This window comes from Rhodopirellula sp. UH5 (assembly GCF_056839225.1).
The window spans coordinates 3,880,429-3,897,935 of record NZ_CM166390.1 but is presented as its reverse complement, the minus strand read 5'-3'; the positions used below and the strand labels follow the sequence as shown (position 1 = coordinate 3,897,935).

Here is a 17,507-nt window from a genome sequence, read left to right as displayed (position 1 = left end):
TGGCGTCTCGATCGGACGATCAGGCGGCGCGTCGCTGGGGTGACTGCCTCGCCTGATTGGTCGTGGGATTGGGGCGTTGATCCGCCTTGCTTGAATCGGTGCTCCCCGATTCGTCGCGGTGCATCGCGTTGTCGCGTTTGAGTTTGACCATCGCGTGAGCGGCGTCGCCGATCATGACTTCCAGTCGATCGATGGTCGGAGGCTCGGCACCACGAAGGTATCGGCGGCCCGAATAGGTCGCCGCGTAGGCTTCCACCGCGGCATGCAACGTCGTGGCATCGGTTTTCGCGAGTGCATCGGTGGTCATGTAGCCGGCACCCACGAGCAGTTGGACTTCACGAGCCAACATGGATGGCAGTTGGCACATCAGCATCGTCTGGCAACGCCAGGCATGCAGCGTGGCCAACGTGATCCAGCGCGTGTCCAACCGACGTGTCATCATTGTCTCGTCGGCTTTCAAAAAATCGCCCACGCTGTGAATGCCGATGCCGGCAAACCGAGCGGCGGTCTTTTTGCCGATCGACGGTGCATCCACCAGCGGATCGGTCACCTGCAAGCGGACGTTGGCTTCGGTGCTGACAAACGGCAACAGGTTCGCTTCAGCGGTTTGAGATTGACGCTCGGTTTCTTCGGCGGCCAGCAAGGATTCGCGGGCGGCGGCCAATTTGGCCTTCGTTTGGCGGTACTCCTTTTCGCGATGGTAGATCACTCGCACCCGTTGCAGGACACGCACTTCGCTGGGCAGGTGTTGTTCCACGTCGCCGGTGCGTCGGAATTCATCGATCAGCATTTGGACCTTGGCACGCTCGGTTTGGTGCGTGATCCTTCGTAGCCACAATCGGTCGGGGACCCGGATGGTCGACAGCACCGTTGGCAGGGTCAGCCCCGCGGTGGGAATGGGACGACCGCTGCGTTGTTCGGCATCGAAGGCGGCTCGTTCGATGATTCTCGCCAGACCGGTCACTGACAGACCGATCAACTGAGAAATGATGCGGCGGGAAACTTCATTCAGACCGCGTTTGGAATCGGATTCCGACGCAGCCAAGTCAAAGTTGTCCAGCAGTGTTTGGTAGTGACTGTGGGCCAAGCGAGCGGATTGCAGGATCGCTTCGCCGAGCCAGCCAGGTTGGTCGGACAATTGGAAGACGATTCGTGTCGGATCCTGTTGCCACTGAGCAAACAGATCCGCGTAATTTTGGGTGATGCACCATTCGATCGGACGGTGCAGAACCTTTTCCATCGGTGTTTGTGCTGTGTGCAGCGGCTGGATCGGGTCGGTCACGTAGTGGCTGAGGACACCGGCGGCGTGGGCGGCGTCGTCAAAACGTGATTGGTGCAGGTACCGCTGCAGTCGGTCGTACCACTGGTGAGCGACGCGAGGTGCGCCGCCCCAGTAGCCGTCATCGACGTGAACCACGTGATTTTGAAAATCACGAAAACGCACGTCGGGATCTTTGGCGCCGCTGAAATAGCGGGTGTGATGCCGTCGCAATTGGGAAACCAAACGCTTCCCCGAATCGGTTTGAACCAATTCGGTCGCGTCCAGGGCGAAGTGATGATGGGTGCTACGACAGTGGGCAGCACGCAAAATCTGACAAAGCATTTGGCCTCGATCGTTCATCAGGCAGCGTTGGTTTTGTTGAGTGTTTGGCTCAAGGGATCCACGCCGTAGGCTGCCGCTTGGCGTGACAATCGTGTTCGGAAAGCCGCACCGACCGCGCTCGGAAGCGAGTCGTAGTGCAGCACTCGTTGCACAAACGTTTGGCGTCTCAGCGGACGGAATTCGCAGTGCCCCTTGGGAGGCGGCGTGCTGCCGTATTGAGATTGCAAACGAAACACGTGGTCTCGTTCAGCAATGGCGTGGTAGAGGTCGTACAGGCGATCGATCGACAACGTGGAGGTGTCGGTCAGGGGGCCGATTGCCATCGGAGCATCCTTGCAGCGGCGGAAGCGATTGGTCGGGAAACTTCGAAACGAAAAGTTCCGAATCTGCCTCAAGTTTCTCAAAGCAATGCGCTCGGTCACAAGATCGAAAGTGCATAAATCTGGATTGGGACGACCTGAATTGCCATAACCGTCAAGGTCAACCAACGTTGTTCAACGAACTCGTCTTTCTAGCCGGATTCGCATTCGTTCGAGGCTCGGTTATGCCGAACATTACGACTAGCCGGCGTGGTCAACCGAGTGGAGGACCCGACGCTATGGCCGAGACGGACAGACGGGGGGAAATGTCGTGGTGTGGGATTGCGGCACGGAGACCCGAATGCATGTTTCTTGCGATTGAAAATGAGAACGGCGGGACAGCGTATGGGCACGTTGCTCCGCCGTTTTCTTTTGATTGCCACCCAAATCGGCTTTCTTCGCAGGCGGCTCCCTTTCTGGGGCCCGGCGAGCCCTCCTGACCGGAATCGCTGTCCGGTCCCGCAGACTTCTCGCGGATTCTGGATGCCCCCCGTGTTCAATGATCGTGGGCTCTGATTACCATCCCCCACATGAATGCAACACCCACCAAGCAAAAATCACCGGACCGGACCAACGTTGCCATCATCGGAATGGGAACTGTCGGTGCCGGAGTCGCCCAATTGTTGATCGATCACGGCGATCGAACCGCTCGGCACGCAGGCAAAACGATTTGGCTGTCCAAGGCCGTCGTCCGCGATCTCAGCAAACCCCGCGGCATCGAGCTGCCCGAAGGCGTCCTGACCGATTCGATCGACGATGTTCTGAACGACCCTGAAATCGACGTCGTCATCCAATTGATGGGCGGGCTGTCCCCGGCTCGCGAAGTCATGCTGCGGGCGATGGAAGCCGGCAAAGACATCGTCACCGCCAACAAAGCGTTGCTGGCCGAACATGGTGCTGAATTGTTCACCCGAGCACGCGAACTGGGACGCAGCATCGCGTTTGAAGCTGCCGTCGCTGGTGGGATTCCGATCATCGCGAATATCAGCCAGTGTTTGTCGGCCAACCAAATTGAATCGCTCGAAGGCATTCTCAACGGAACCAGCAACTTCATCGTCTCGCAAATGGACGAACAGGGGGCCGGCTACGACGAGACCGTCAAACGGGCTCAGGAACTGGGCTACGCCGAAGCCGATCCAGCGATGGACGTCGACGGGACCGACGCGGCTCAGAAACTGGCAATCCTGTCACACTTGGCTTTCGGAGCCACCGTGGATTGGCGGGACATCCCTCGCCAGGGCATCGATGGGCTGGATCCAGCCGATCTGGTTTACGCTCGCCAGCTCGGGTACCGAATCAAATTGCTGGCGACGGCTCGCTTGGTCGATGGCGAACTGGAATTGTCCGTTGCACCGACGTTGGTCGCCATCGGCACCCCGATGGCCGAAGTCCGCGACGCCTTCAATGCCATTCGCGTGGTGGGTGATGCGGTTGGACCCGTCTTCTATCACGGTCTGGGGGCAGGGCAGATGCCGACGGCGTCCGCTGTCGTCGCCGATGTCATCGACACTGCCGTGGGACGCACCCCGATCACGTTTGAAACCCTCGAGTACTTTTCGGCCGAGCGTCCTCCTCGAACGGCTCAGCGAGATGTCGATCGGCTGCGAGGCCGGTACTACTTGCGATTGCGAGTGGCCAACGACCCAGGAACTCTGGCCGCGATCGCCGGCGTCTTGTCCAACCAATCGATTTCCATCGCTTCGGTCATCCAGCACGAACCGAAATCGAAGGATGAAGCGAGTTCGTCGGACAACACCGTGCCGTTGGTGATCATGACTCACGAAGCCAGCGAAGGCGCTGCTTCACGAGCGACCACCGACATCGAAGCTCTGCCCGCCATCAGCGGCAGCGTCGTCCGAATGCCCGTCCGAGCCTGACTCGTTGGCGTTGCCGGGAGTCTGGCGAGAGCATCCGCCAGACACCATTTCAGGAGTTCGGACGGCATTTTGAAATGCGGGTCTCGCAACCTCTGGCAAACCTTGCCCGTTGAAAGAGGTCGTGCAGGTTAGCTTCACCCTCCCTTCGGACGTTCGAAAAATAAATGGCGGCTAGCGTCTGGGTTTCGCCCCGGATGGGGCCGTCGTGGGAGTTGGGGGCGTCCCTTGCTCACGCTTCGGGTTGTGATTGGTGGTCTTGGCCGACTCTGACGGGGCAAGAGTGCCCGTCCTACATTCGTTGAAACGTCGTTGAGGACTGAGTCGACAAGCCGTCACCATTGACGCTCTGATTGCGGATGCCAATTTTATTCCTGGATTGCACCTTGAGAGACGCTTGGCAATACGGCACCAAAAACGGCATGACTTCTAAGTCCACCGGGGCCAATGACTTTTGCCGAAATCGGACGTCCGGCTTCCCCAAAAACGCCACTGCCCAGCGAATGCAATTTGCACTTTGAAATTGTCAATTGAACTTTTTCAATCGCTCACACGCGATTCTGACACACTCTGCCCATCCCGCGTTGTGAATCGTCCAGGACAGAACATTAGCGTCCTGAAGTTTTGAGATCGTCCAGGCGGAGCCAAAAAGACAGGGCGGCTCGGTCGTCCCAATGTTCATCCACCCTACAATGACGACGATTTGTTTTTTTGACCCTCGAGAAAGCACGCGCCGGTCCAGGCTCGCTTTCGACCTTTGGTGGATTCCATGATGAACGGTTCCCGATCCGGCTTGGTGCTGCTGGCTTGCACGCTGATCCCCGCGATGAACTCAATGCAAACGGCGACTGCGGAGGACGCGTGGACCGGTTGGCTGGGGCCGCAGCGGAACGGCTGGGTGGCCGATTTTTCGCCCCCCGAGTCGTGGCCCGAGGAACTGTCTCCGGCATGGAAGATCGAAGTCGGCGAAGGTTACGGGACGCCCTTGGTCAGCGGCGACCGAGTCTACCAGCACGCTCGTCAGGGCGATCTGGAAGTGCTCGCGTGCTTCGACCTCTCGTCGGGGGACGAGATTTGGAAACGGTCTTGGCCGGTGCCCTTTGAAATCGGTGGTGGCGGTGAGCGGCACGGGGCAGGGCCCAAATCCAATCCCGTGATGGCGGACGGTCGTCTCTTCACCGCCAGCATCAACGGCGTCGTGACGGCCTGGGATGCGGAATCGGGCGAACAGATCTGGCAACGTGACGAGCGACAGCGGTTTTCAATCAATCATCCAAAATGGGGTGCCAGTTGCTCACCCGTCGTGGATGGGAATCGTCTGCTGATTCATTTGGGGAATGACGAAACCGGTGCCCTGTACGCCTTCGATGTTGCCTCGGGAGAAACAATTTGGTCGCAGGGCGACAAGCCGATTTCGTACTCGTCCCCGTTGGTGGTGGAGTTGCACGGCGTTCGCCAAGTCATCGACTGGAATCGTGACGACGTTGCCGGCGTCGATGTCGAGACCGGGGAATGGCTGTGGTCGTATTCGTTGAAGCATGTCGACCCGGACCAGAATTCGCCGACGCCAGTCCAGCATCGCGACACGATCATCATCGGTGCCGAGAACCGTGGGATTCGCTCGTTGCGTCCAACCAAGACAGACGATGGATGGAAGGTGGAGGAGGCCTGGGTGCTGGAAGACTTGGCAATGAACATGTCGACCGCGGTGATGAATGACGGTCGCCTGTTTGGTTTGTCTCACTACGACAGCGGCCGTTTGTTCTGCATCAGCCCTGACGACGGGAGCATCCTTTGGCAAGGCCGGCCGCGGCTGGGTGATCACGCCACGTTCTTGGCGATTCCCGGCCACGTGATCACGCTGACCGACAGTGGCGAATTGCGTGTCATTGATGCGGCCGCGGATGAATACCAAGTCAAGGCGACCTACTCGGTGTCCGATTCACCGACATGGGCGGCTCCCGTGTTGGGGACCAAGTACTTGCTGATCAAAGATCGCGAGCACCTCACTCGCTGGAATTGGTGAGGTGCTGCGATCGTGGTCAATGGATTTGCCAAGCAGCAATGCTGGCTCTTACTTTGCCGCCGGTTGTAGCGTCGGCACCTTGATCACGTACTGCGTGACGACCGAGTTGTCTTGCACGTACGTGGCATGCGTGTAAGAGGGAATCTGCCTTAGCAAATCAATCGCGATGGCGACCAGTTCGGCCGTTTCTTCCATGTTCGGCGTGTTGCTTGGCTCTGCATCCAAACCAGGTGGCCCTTGGTTGCGATTGATTTGCCTCACCATTGGCATCACATCCTTCATCCAGGCTTGCGCGGCGTCTGCGAATTGCAGGAGATCGATGTGTCCCGCCGCGATCAAAGGTCGGTTGAGATCGTTCAGAGGTGGTGGGAACGAGGGCGAGTTCGCTTGGACGAAGTTGGTGGCTTGTCCTTGAAACAAGGTGTAGACCGCCCAGTCAGAAGTGAGCGCCAGCCCAGGTGAAAACTGAGGGTCGGCACCGAGCATTGGAACGCCGGGCACCTGCAGGTAGACGCCGCCGGGAATCGCTGATTCCGTCGCCTCGGGCAACCCTTGTCCGGGCGGCAGACCCATCAACGGACCAAACGCCGCAAACAACGGATTGATGGTGCCAAAATAGCGACGCCAGGCGCGGCGATGTCGTTCGGCATCATTGAGCTCGTAGACGAGTGCAGGGGCGGGGAACGGCAAGGCGTCCGCGGACGGTGGGACGATGGGATGCCACTGTCGGCTTCGCTGCTCGAAGTCGAGCACAAAGGCTGCTTCCTTGCCCACCGACGGCAGGAGATCGTCTTTGGTGGCCAAGAACAATTCCGAGAGTCCGGCTGCAATCGCAGGGTCCATTTCGCTGGTCGGCGAAGCGCCCCCAGACTCGGCAGCGAGATCCATGGCCTGCTTGGCTCGCTCTTGGATCCGGTTCAACCATTTGTCCAGCGTCCCATCGTCGTCCCAGTCCGCTGCTGCACTGAACAGCGCCGGGTTCTCTCCGATGTGTTGCAACGATTTCAGAGGCTGAGCTTGGACGCGGATCGGGTTGGTGTGATGATGATATTGATAGCCAGCAATTCCACCCTTGAAAAAGAACGCAAACGTCAGTTCCTCGCCCAGGGGATTGTAAAGCCGGTTCAAATCCGCCAGCAGCATCTCAGCATCTTCATGGAGGTTGGCCAGCAACGGTTGGTAGGAAAGCGGATCCAGTTCGGAATCCGAAAGCATCTTCTCAGCGAAGGTTGGAATGAGTTGCAGGTACATGGACCATTGTGTGACCCAAGACGTTTGCTGTTTCAGCGTGCTGTTTTGATAACCCACTCCCGAGAAGGCTTTGCCGCGATTTTCTAGCAATGGCTGGAAGACATCGCGTCGATAAAGAGGTCGCTCCACTTTGGCTGGGGCAACCACCTCACGATCGTGACCCACCGACGCGTACAAGTAGCCGTCTGCAAACCCAATGCTGAGGACCACTGATTTACCAGCAGTGCGCTCGCGGATTGTGGCGAATCGCTCTTCCAGTTCAGCGATCTCTTCAGGTTCCGCGTCGACGCTCATTCGCTGGATTGCCGCGTCCCACGGGAAGTCATCTCCGGTCAGTTGCATCACCCACCTTTCATCGACCTGGCCCACATTCTGGTGGGCCAGAGAATCCAGGATGTATTGGTTTTCGGCCTCGGAGAGTTGCAGCAACTCATTCCGAAACTTTTCTTCCAGCATGTTCAGAAGTTCTCTGGTTCGCTGCTGCTCGGGCGCTCCCGACATTTTAGCCCCTGCCACAATGCGAGGGATTTGCAGGCTGTCGAGGAAGTCCTTGTTCTCGGGTGAATCCGTCAGGGAGTTGAAGGGCTCAAGTTCGTCTGAACTCGCGTCCCGATCAAGGTCGATCTCTGATAGTTGCTCCGACATCATCCTGTTGAAGGCAGCATATTGTTCGGCGAGGCTTTTGTCGGCAAACACGAAGACTTCACGCGAAGCCAGGTCCGCAATCGTGGGCAGGTAGGCTTGTCCTTCTTCACTGCTCCAAAACTCATAGGAAGAGCGAACCCAGGCGGGTGTGTCGGCGCCATCGAGATCGTTTTGGATGTCCGACAGGATTTTGTCACGAGCATCCGCGATGCCGCGTTGAACCACTGGCATCGCCAGCAATCGTTGAACCGTCGCGTTTTCAGCGACCGCATCCCACTTCAGGCGATTGTTCAGCAAAGCGTAGTAGAACGACGCGTCCTCCGAAGCGAATTGCAGCGACGGCGGCAGTCCCACTTGGATTGACGGGGCAGTGGATTGGGCGTGCGCGGCAGTGCCGTTGACGCTTGTGAACAAGGCGACCGCGAGCAACGCGATGCGAGAGCACTTCGGGAGAAGCATGTTGGACGACCTAGGAAGGGGGTGCGGAGTACTTCGGCGGAAGAACCAAATCCTAATTCAAAACCCTTGCCGCCGCAGACCGCTGGAGCGAAAGATCGCGAGCGGGCAGTTGATGGGTATCCACCTTGCGTTTGGGACTACGAACGACCTGATGCGGGCTTTGAGCAGGTCGGCAGGAATGATCAACCACAATCATGTGAGCCGTTTGGGCGTTCGCCCCGGTTGTGCGTGAAAACCGTGGCTAACGCCAACGGCTCACATACCCAATGACACCTGCGTACCTGCTTAGGACCCGTTCGGAAACAACTTCGGGAAACGTGTAAACTGATCTCGTCACTTTTCACGGAGGCCAGCGATGAAGAATGTTTACGGATTCGATGTAGAAACGCAAATGCGGAACTTGTACGAATCGCTCAGCGAGAAGGACCGACGACGGTATGCGGCCATTGAAGCGAGCAAGTTAGGGCATGGTGGGATCGCTTACATCGCCGAGTTGTTCGATTGTCATCCCGATACGATCACGCAGGGCAAGCGTGACTTGCAACACTTGCCCCATGATGAGGCCCAAGGACGAGTCCGTAAAAAAGGGGAGGCCGTCCATTTGCTAGCAAAAGCCAGCCGGGGGTCGTTGAGGCGATTGAAGCTGAAGTCAAGACGCAAACAGCTGGATCGCCGGTCCGCGACGGTCAAGTCTGGACCAACATCGGGCTGCGAGTGATTGCCTCGGCCATCGATCGACTTGGGTTTTCGCTCTCACCGGGCGTGATCGCTAATATCCTTCGTAGAAACCTGAAGCTGGGCCGTCGCAAGATTTCCAAAGACATTCCTTTGGGTGCCAGCGAGTTTCGCCAGTCACAGTTCGACCGGTTGCAGCACCTTCGCCAGGAATACGAACGACTCGGTTGGCCAATCCTGAGCGTGGACACGAAAAAGAAGGAGTTAATCGGTCAGTTTTCCCGCAGCGGACGCGCTTGGACGGATGGATCGCTTCATGCTTTTGACCATGACTTCGGGACCTACAGCAGCGATCCAAAAGCAATTCCCTACGGCGTCTACGATACAGTTGCCAACGAAGCGTTTGTATATTTGGCGACGGGCGCTGACACCGGTGAGTTAGCTGCTGATGCGGTTCGCCGGTGGTGGCATCGAATGGGACGAACCCGTTACGCCGATGCCGGGGGAATGCTGCTCTTGGCCGACTGTGGTGGCAGCAACGGCTACCGCGTTCCGCTTTATCGCGAACGTCTGCACCGCGTGGCGGTCACCCTTGGAATCCCAATTCGCGTCGCTCACCTGCCTCCGTATTGCAGCAAATACAACCCGATCGACCATCGCCTGTTCTGTCATCTCACACGAGCGATCAGCGGACGGCTCATCGAATCACTCCCATGGATGCAGACGCTGATTTCGAAAGTCTGCACTCGCACCGGCTTGAGGGTTGTCTGCGAGTTGGCTCGCAAAGTCTATCAATCTGGAATCAAGGTAGAGAAAGCATTCAAAAACAACGAACCGACTCAGCGGGACTCAAGCCTCAGCAAATTCAACTATGTTGTGCCGTGTTGAAATCCCGAAGTTGTTTCCGAACGGGTCCTTAGCGACGCACAATCAATTCCTGGCGTAGTGGATGAGGCCACGAATCCCCATGCACGGGACTCGTAGCCTCGGCGACTACGAAACCCGCCACTTATTCATCGTGCGTGGCTTACCGGAGGTGTCAGTGCGCTCACTGTCCTCGTTTCCAAAGGGCGGAGCCCCGGTAGGAGGTGCCGACTTGATAGCGAGCGTTGGGCGTGAAGGCTTGATCCATCAGCTCGCCAATCCGTTTCACGATTTTCGGATGGGCATCCGCGACGTCTGTTGTTTCACTCAGGTCGTTGGCAAGGTTGTAAAGTTCGAGGACATCACCGTTCTTCTTGGAACGGATTCCTTTCCAATCGCCCCACCGGACCGCCTGGGCATATTGGTTGCCGCGGCAGTGGCCATAGTCCCAGTAGAGCACGCGTTGCTGGTTGTTGATCGAGCCACCTTTCAGGGCGTCCAGCACCGAGATGCCATCCAGATCGGGCGGGATCGTGGTGCCGGCAAGTTGGGCAAAGGTGGGGAGCATGTCTTGGAACGCGATCACTTGATCACTGGTGCGGCCAGCGGGGGCGACGCCGGGCCAACGGGCGATGAACGGGACCCGGATTCCGCCTTCGGTGAGGTCGCGTTTGTACCCGCGCAAGGGGCCGTTGGTGTCAAAGCGTTCGTGGATGGTTCGATGGCCGCCATTGTCACTTGTGAAGATGATCAGAGTGTTTTCGCGAAGACCCAGGTCATCGATGAGTTGGGTGATCTTTCCCACGTCTTGATCAAGCATGTGGACCATGGCCGCGTATTTTTTAGACGCCAGATCCCAATCACGATCAGCATAAGGTTCGGTCGTTGGGACAGTGAATCCATCTGGGTCTTCGGTTCTCGCTGAAAAATGCGGGAGAGCATAAGCACCGTAGAAGAAAAACGGAGCGTCCTTTGATTCGCGAATGAAGTTGAGTGCTCGTTCGGTGAGCAGATCATGGGAGTAGTGTTCGCGCGATTCGGTGTTCCCGGTCAACTCCAGCCGTTGCTCGTCATCATCGAGGTACTCCGGGTAATAGTAGTGGGCATGATCCTGGTTGAGATAACCAAACCAACGGTCGAAACCCTGCGCGGTGGCCCGGCCCTCGGTGTCGGCATCTCCGAGGGACCATTTGCCAACACCGCCGCATCGGTAGCCGGCCTTTTGCAGCACTTCCGCAAGAGTCAGGTCGGAATCATGCAAGTACGTGTGATAGTGCGGGACGTTGTCACGAGCGACGGTGTGGCCGTTGTGCAGACCCGTCATCAGGACACTGCGTGCGGCAGTGCAGACGGGCCCGCCCGAGTAGGCCTGGGTGAAACGGAGGCCTTCGTCAGCGAGTCGGTCCAGGTTGGGTGTTTGGATCGTGGTCCCACCATAGGATCCAAGGTCACCATAGCCCAGGTCGTCCGCCAGGAGGAACACAATGTTCGGGCTGGGATCCGCCGCGAATCCTCGACCGCTGAAGGCCAACAGCACTAGCAGCGAACAAACGGTTCGCCCAATCGGAATGCGGGCGATGTTCATAGCTTGCTCGGGTCGACGACCGCGTGTTTGACGCCTTCCCGGTTGTACGTGTAGACCATGTTGAGCATCCCGTCGGAGGTTTGGATGATGGCCGGGTAGCTGTACTCACCGAAGTGCCGTCGGCGATCCGCGTCCTTGGGGTGAGGTCCGGTTTCATTTTCCAGGGTCAGGACAGGCTTCCAGGTTTTGCCATCGGACGAAATCGCCAAATTCAGAATCCGGCGAGGCTTCAAGTCCGGGGCGTCTTTTCGTCTCACGATGCCTTCGGAGTGGTTGTAGATCAAGACTTGTCGTCCGTCTTGAAGAGTCACCGCATCGGTGCCGGAGTTGGGATTGGGCAGTTCGGTGGCGGTGAGTGTGCTCCAGGTTTTTCCGCCGTCCTTGGACCAGCTTTCGACAATGCGTTTCTCTTTGCTGCGGCAAAGGATCTGCAGACGGTTGTCGGGATAGGTCAAGACACTGGGCTGAATCGCATGGAAGGTTTCCCCGGTCTGGATCGGCCCGATGACCTCCCAAGTCTTGCCGAGATCCTTGGTGACTTCGAAGTGAACCCGCCAGTGGGAGGATCCATCCGCGTACTCGATTTCGGTGCTCGATGGACACAGAATTGTTCCATCGGCGAGCTCAATCGGCTTGTTTTTGACTGGCCCAAGGAGGTGGCCGATCGTGTGGGCTTCGCCCAGTTTCGTTGGCCACGACCAGGTTTTGCCGCCATCTTCGGACGTCGTTAGCATGCCCCACCATTCCCGTGGATTGGGGCCAACTTTGTAGAACAACATCAACGGGCCTTCGGTGGGCTGAAACAGCACCGGGTTCCAAGTGGGATAGCGGAGCGTCGATGACTGGACTCCGTTGACGACCTCGGCCGGTTCAGTCCATTGGCCGTTCTCGTTGCGAGAGACGCGAATGCCGACATCGGGGTCACGCTCCCGAGTGCCCGCGAACCAAGCCGCGACCAGACCGGTTGGAGTCTCGACGAGGGTGGACGCATGGCTCTCTTTGGTGGGCTTGTCGGTCAGGTCGAAGATCTGTTGCGACGAAACCAACGCACCATCACCCGCGACGGCGACAGCAGGAAGTTCTTCAGCCTGGATGGAGATGGTCAGGGTGAGTGCCAAGAAGACCGCAAGTGATACTTTCATGATGCTTCGGGAGTCTCAGGTGGATGCGCGACATGATGGAATTCAAAGAGGTTGCCCTGGAAGAGCGAACCTAATCTAACCGAAACGCGGAGGCCAATTGGGGGTGTCTGTCTTGCAATGACGTGCCAAAACCAATTCACAGCATCGATCAGTAAACGCGGCCAAAGGCCACGACATGGCGGCAGGCTTTCGACATTCGCGTCAGCCGACGAAAATCCGCTCCGCGGTTGTGCCTCCTCATTTCAGTCGCGGCGCGACGGCATCCGGCCAGCCTTGGGTTTCAACCCAAGGACCATCAGCGCCCAACCATCTCCCCAGTCGCGGCGCGACGACAGTTGATCGCGTTTCGCAACCACCTGTCGCCACTCCGCGGCTTTTCAAATGGGGCGGCACAACTCAAACCTCGGGTTGAAACCCGAGGCTGGCAGATTTCACCGCTCCGCGGTTGCGTCTCCTCACTTCAGTCGCGGAGCGACGGCATCTGGCCAGCCTTGGGTTTCAACCCAAGGACCATCAGCGCCCAACCATCTCCCCAGTCGCGGCGTGACGACAGTTGATCGCCTTTCCCAACCATCTGTCGCCACTCCGCGGCTTTTCAAATGGGGCGGCACAACTCAAACCTCGGGTTGAAACCCGAGGCTGACAGATTTCACCGCTCCGCGGTTGCGCCGCGATGACGACTCACGGAAGTCTTGGATTCAGGGCAGGTCGCTGAATTTGACCGTTGAAATGATGAAATCGTCCAGCGTCAGATAGCTGGTTTCGGCGGCTGCAAAACTGGAATCGCCGCCGCCGTGAAACGGTGCCACGAACATCGATTCCGTTGTTCCGCGACCCTTGGTTCCAAATCGTAGGTCGCTTCGATCGACCACCAGCCTTGGCGGTTCGCCGTTCTCACTGGCCCACACTTGCAAGATGCCGTTTGGGTCGCTGCCCGTGTTTGTCTTGACACGCTGCGTGAGCGTGTAGTCGACACCGGTTTGAAACTTGAAACCCAGCTTCACGACGTCTCCGTACTTGCTGCGTTGATCCATGTGGTACAGATACATCGCGGCCGCCTGTTCACGATCCCAGATGAAGCGGGACGTGTAGCCTTGCCCTTCTCGCGGAACGTTTCCGCCACTCCAATGAGCACCACTTCCCAGCCCCACAATTTTCCCCGTTTTGACGAATGAGAACCCTGGTTCGAAACGGATGGTCACCCGTTGGTAAATTTCGTCGTGTGTCCCAATGGAAACAGCGGCGTTGCCGCCCGTGTGTTGGTGACCGAACTTTCCCTTGGGAAACTTCAGCCGGAGTTGATGGTCACCATGATGATCGATGATCTCCGCTCGACCGTGATAATTCGCCCACAGGACTTTGCCCCAGTCGCGGTCGGCTTTGAAGGTGACGTCTGTGTAGGGACCGATCGATTCATCGGAGAAGTCATTGCTAAGAATGATTGCTCCCCCGACCGACACGGATTTCGATTCGTTTGTCTGTGGTTGGTCCGCACGGAGTTCTCCGCCTTGGTCGATCGCTGCCGTCATGCAGACGAAGCAGAGCGTGGCAAGCTTCAGGGCTGTCTCGGAGTGGTGATTTGCGTGCACGAAGAAAGTTTCCTTGGTGTTCGGAGTTTGTGGTCCAACAAGCCACACGAGGATTTGACGCCCGATTCCTCGCGGACTTGCTTGGAGATGGCGCTTCTTCGCTCTGTGGCCAAAGGCAGAGTCAAACTCGTCGTGTTTGGGTTGCGGGGCGCATCATAGTGTCATCGGGATGGTGTCATCCACTTGTCGGGGCCCGCAACCAGTCGCGGAGCGACGACAGCCGAAAGCCTTGGGTTTTCAACCCAAGGTCAACCGTCGACACCCAGGCCCCCCCAAGTCGCGGAGCGACGGCAGTTGTTTGCCGCCCGTCGCCAGGCGATTCCCATTTCACGTGCCCGTGCGATGGTTTTCTAAACCTGTCGACCACAGTGTCCGGAAGGTGCCAGCCACTTTTCGGGTTCCTTTGGATTTTGAGGGTCGCGTCTTCTGCCGGAATTCACTTCGTTCGGTCCGTCTTCCTTGAACGGTGAAAATGTGGCGTCGGCTTCTAACCTGTGTTCCGCGCAATCACAGGCTGGAAGCCTATGCCACTTGATTTTCGCTCTGTCCTTACTTCTTGTTTGATCCGGCGAACCGTTGGAGATACTTGCTGAGCTTGAGCTTTTTGCGGGTGCTGTCGCTGGTCATGTAGCGGACGCTGCCGAAGACGGGACGCTTGGGACCCCAGGCTCGGTCGGTGCGTCCGAGCACCCAAAGGATGCCGCAGTACGAGTTTGGATCGCGACCGTCCAAGCCATACTTGTTGTTCAGGTGGATCATGAACTCGAGGGCTTCTTCGGGCGTCCTTGTCCAATGCAAAATCTTCTTTCCCCACAGCATTCGCATGTAGTTGTGCATCTCGCCGGTTGCCACCAATTCACGCTGCGCCGCGTTCCAAAGCTCATCGTGCGTTTGCGAGTTTTCAAACTCCGACAGCGTGTAGAGATGGGGCCGCTCGTCATCACGCGTTTCATTCAACGTCTTCTTCGCCCAGTCCGGCAATGATTCCAATGAGTCGTAGATGTCTGGGTTTTGGAACGACCAGTTGAATCCGATCTCTCGCCAGGTCAGCAACTGATCGAGCAAGGCTTCCGCGTTTTCGCCGACATTCCAAAAGCCATGGTTCTTGCCGTTGGGTAGGGACGTTTGGTCGGCGGACCAGCCCTCGTGTTCCAGCAACGAAGAAACCATCTCGTGCACTGAAATGTGACCGAAGTGAAGGTGAGGGCTCAGGCCCGTCGTGGCGTGTTCATCGGGTTGGTTGCGGTCGTCGTTGTACCGCGACAGTTTCTGGTTCAAGAATTCGTGCCAGCGACGGGAGGCTTCCACCGTTCCGCCGGGGGTCGCTTGGGACGGACGAACCGAATGATCGATCGGGATTTTCGACAAGCCGTCTTCGCTGAGCAGCTTTTCCAAATCAGCGGCTGGCCATTTGGAAAGGATTTTGGCCGGGAGCAATTCCTTTCGACGCTCCGCCATCGATTCGCCATCGGGGCAGGGCAGGGCAGGGTGGTCGTCCGCGGACAACGGGTTTGCGAGAGGCAAATGTTCGAGAGCGGGCAGGATGTTCTTCTGCATGAACCGGCGGTAGCTGTGTGCGACCGTGTAAGTCTTCTCCGCCGCTCGCAGTGGGAGCACGCCGTTGGAGTCGATCAATTCCAAGCGGGCGGGCAGTTTGTCTTTGACCGCGTCGATCATGTGGGGCAGAAAGAAGCACGGGTATTCGTCGGTGACGACCGTGCAAGCTCGTTTGGCCAATCGATGAAGCAGTGGCGCGCCGGCTCCCGGACGCGGTTCGACGTACGGGTAGTAGACCACCGGCAAAGATTCGGCGGCGGCCGCGTTGTCTAGCATGCCTTCGATGATGAATCGGTGGATCCGGTCGCTGGCCCATTGGTAGCGAACTCGCAGGGGTTCGAAGATCAGCAATGGTTTTTCGAACTCAAGTGCCCGATCGATCGCATGCTGCAAGGCGAAATTCCAGTGCAGTCGCCGTTGGGCGATCATCCAGTAGACGACGTAATCGCCCTCGTGCCGGGGCGGGTGGTCGTTGGCGAATTGGTGCCGCTGGGGAGGGAGCGGGGAAGTCATGGGCAGCGGTCATTGGGATGGGAGTCGTCAGTTCGGGGCTTGGCTAGTAGAGTGTGCGGACTCGCCAAGGGCCATGCAATTTTGTCGCGACGACGCTCACCGTATCGAATTCTCGCTGTCTGCTTGCTGATCGGGTATCTGCTCGCATCGGTGGCTTATGTGTGGGGGGCTGCGCTCTGGGTGACCCGTTGGCATCCTCATTTCCGGGTGACGGATCTGTTGTTACCGCGAGCCAATGACGTGGTCATCTTCACGTTTTTCTTGGTGGTTGGGGCCAGCGTCGGCAGTTTCCTGAATGTGGTCGTGTGGCGATTGCCTCAGCGTTTGAACGTCAACGGCCATTCATTCTGCCCGCGATGTCGCAACCAGCTTCGAGCTCGTGACAATGTGCCGATCTTCGGTTGGCTGTGGTTGAGAGGGCGTTGCCGAGACTGCCGGCTTCCCATTTCGTCTCGTTATCCGATCGTTGAAACGTTGGTCGGGATCACGTTCGCGGTGGTGGGGGCAACCGAATTGACGCGTTGGAGTCTGCCCTACGTGGGTGATTCCGTGCGGCCGAATTGGTTGTCGACCCCGTTCGTTGACGCGGATTTGTTGACGCTGATTTTGTATCACGTGGTGGCGCTAGCGACCGCCTGGGCGGCGGGGCTGATCCGGTTCGACGGGAATCCTTTGCCACCTCGATTGACATTGTTCGCGGCGGTGACGCTGATCGGCGGGATGTTCGCATTGCCGCAGGCGATGGTGGTTCCGTGGCAGCTTGTTGGCGATTCACTGCCGTTGATGGTTGGTTCTTGGCCGCCGACCGGATGGATGACGACCGGTGGTGACTGGTCCGTGACCTTGGTCCAGATTGGATTGCGGTTGTTGACGTCGCTGGTGGCGGCGGGCTTCTTTGCTCGCGTGCTGGCGAAGAGCTTTTGTCCTTCGGCGGACATGAAGATGGACCCGCTCGGTTCATCAACGCGGCGGCTGGTTGATTTGATGGTCTTGATCGCGGTCCCAGCGATCGTGGTGGGCTGGCAAGCGGTGATGGGGGTGATTCTGATCGCGGCGATTTTAGCGAAGATTCTCGAGATGTTTGCATTCGCTCAGTCCCGTGATTCCTTGGGCCGTTTTGCGGTCAGTTTGCCGGTTGCGACGAGCGTGCAATTGTTGCTGTGGCGGGGGCTGGTGGCGTCCCACGTTTGGCCCAGCGAGCAGGCATCGCAACTTGGTTTGATTGTTTCGTTTTTCGGGGTTCTAGCGATTCCGTTGTGGTTGGATGAAAACGGGGAATCGCTCGCTCCAATGGGCGATGAGAAGGATATCGGCGAAATCACGGACCATTTCGATGAGGACGTTCGGTAGGCTCCGGCGTTGGGG

The 17,507-nt window shown here is 57.9% G+C and carries 12 protein-coding genes; 5 read left to right on the top strand and 7 right to left on the bottom strand.

All coding sequences use genetic code 11. The features are described 5' to 3' along the window. Positions 1–19 precede the first annotated feature (19 nt). Entirely contained in the window at positions 20–1,621 is a 1,602-nt protein-coding gene (locus UH5x_RS13925) for a DUF4332 domain-containing protein (protein WP_482632737.1), read from the bottom strand. Then, the gene (locus UH5x_RS13920) at positions 1,621–1,926 is read right to left on the bottom strand and encodes a hypothetical protein (RefSeq protein WP_236696432.1); all 306 of its coding nucleotides are present in this window, start codon (positions 1,924–1,926) and stop codon (positions 1,621–1,623) included. Before UH5x_RS13920 ends, UH5x_RS13925 begins: the two co-directional genes overlap by 1 nt. 566 nt (positions 1,927–2,492) lie before the next feature. On the opposite strand from UH5x_RS13920, the gene UH5x_RS13915 reads away from it, so the two are divergent. Together UH5x_RS13915 and UH5x_RS13910 are read left to right on the top strand one after the other, a co-directional pair. Further along, the gene (locus tag UH5x_RS13915) at positions 2,493–3,839 is read left to right on the top strand and encodes a homoserine dehydrogenase (RefSeq protein ID WP_482632736.1); all 1,347 of its coding nucleotides are present in this window, start codon (positions 2,493–2,495) and stop codon (positions 3,837–3,839) included. Positions 3,840–4,605: 766 nt separating this feature from the next. Next, positions 4,606–5,862, top strand: a complete 1,257-nt coding sequence (locus UH5x_RS13910; protein ID WP_482632735.1) for a PQQ-binding-like beta-propeller repeat protein — start codon at positions 4,606–4,608, stop codon at positions 5,860–5,862. Between the two features lie 48 nt (positions 5,863–5,910). Here the strand turns inward: UH5x_RS13910 and UH5x_RS13905 are convergent, their stop codons facing one another. Further along, positions 5,911–8,217 carry a hypothetical protein gene (locus tag UH5x_RS13905; RefSeq protein ID WP_482632734.1) on the bottom strand — a complete coding sequence of 769 codons (2,307 nt, stop codon included), beginning with the start codon at positions 8,215–8,217 and terminating at the stop codon, positions 5,911–5,913. A 355-nt stretch (positions 8,218–8,572) separates the two neighbouring features. Here UH5x_RS13905 and UH5x_RS13900 point away from each other — a divergent pair, with 355 nt between their 5' ends. Then, positions 8,573–8,935, top strand: coding sequence for a hypothetical protein (locus tag UH5x_RS13900; protein ID WP_482632733.1), 363 nt, complete (start codon positions 8,573–8,575; stop codon positions 8,933–8,935). Continuing rightward, a complete protein-coding gene (locus UH5x_RS13895; protein WP_482635993.1) occupies positions 8,854–9,780 on the top strand; it encodes an ISAzo13 family transposase in 927 nt (308 codons plus the stop codon). Before UH5x_RS13900 ends, UH5x_RS13895 begins: the two co-directional genes overlap by 82 nt. 160 nt (positions 9,781–9,940) lie before the next feature. Here UH5x_RS13895 and UH5x_RS13890 read toward each other — a convergent pair whose 3' ends face one another. The 4 genes from UH5x_RS13890 to UH5x_RS13875 all read right to left on the bottom strand — a co-directional run bounded on the left by UH5x_RS13890 (position 9,941) and on the right by UH5x_RS13875 (position 16,142). Further along, positions 9,941–11,341, bottom strand: coding sequence for an arylsulfatase (locus tag UH5x_RS13890; RefSeq protein WP_482632732.1), 1,401 nt, complete (start codon positions 11,339–11,341; stop codon positions 9,941–9,943). Continuing rightward, entirely contained in the window at positions 11,338–12,483 is a 1,146-nt protein-coding gene (locus UH5x_RS13885) for a sialidase family protein (protein ID WP_482632731.1), read from the bottom strand. The genes UH5x_RS13890 and UH5x_RS13885 overlap by 4 nt, the downstream gene beginning before the upstream one ends. Positions 12,484–13,181: 698 nt before the next feature. Then, the gene (locus tag UH5x_RS13880; RefSeq protein WP_482632730.1) at positions 13,182–14,072 is read right to left on the bottom strand and encodes a polysaccharide lyase; all 891 of its coding nucleotides are present in this window, start codon (positions 14,070–14,072) and stop codon (positions 13,182–13,184) included. Positions 14,073–14,621: 549 nt separating this feature from the next. Beyond that, positions 14,622–16,142 (bottom strand): deoxyribodipyrimidine photolyase, encoded by a 1,521-nt coding sequence (locus UH5x_RS13875; RefSeq protein ID WP_482632729.1) that lies wholly within the window; start codon positions 16,140–16,142, stop codon positions 14,622–14,624. Between the two features lie 81 nt (positions 16,143–16,223). Between UH5x_RS13875 and UH5x_RS13870 the strand changes: the two genes are divergently transcribed. Further along, on the top strand, positions 16,224–17,492 hold the full coding sequence (locus UH5x_RS13870) for an A24 family peptidase (protein WP_482632728.1): 1,269 nt from the start codon (positions 16,224–16,226) through the stop codon (positions 17,490–17,492). Positions 17,493–17,507 lie beyond the last annotated feature (15 nt).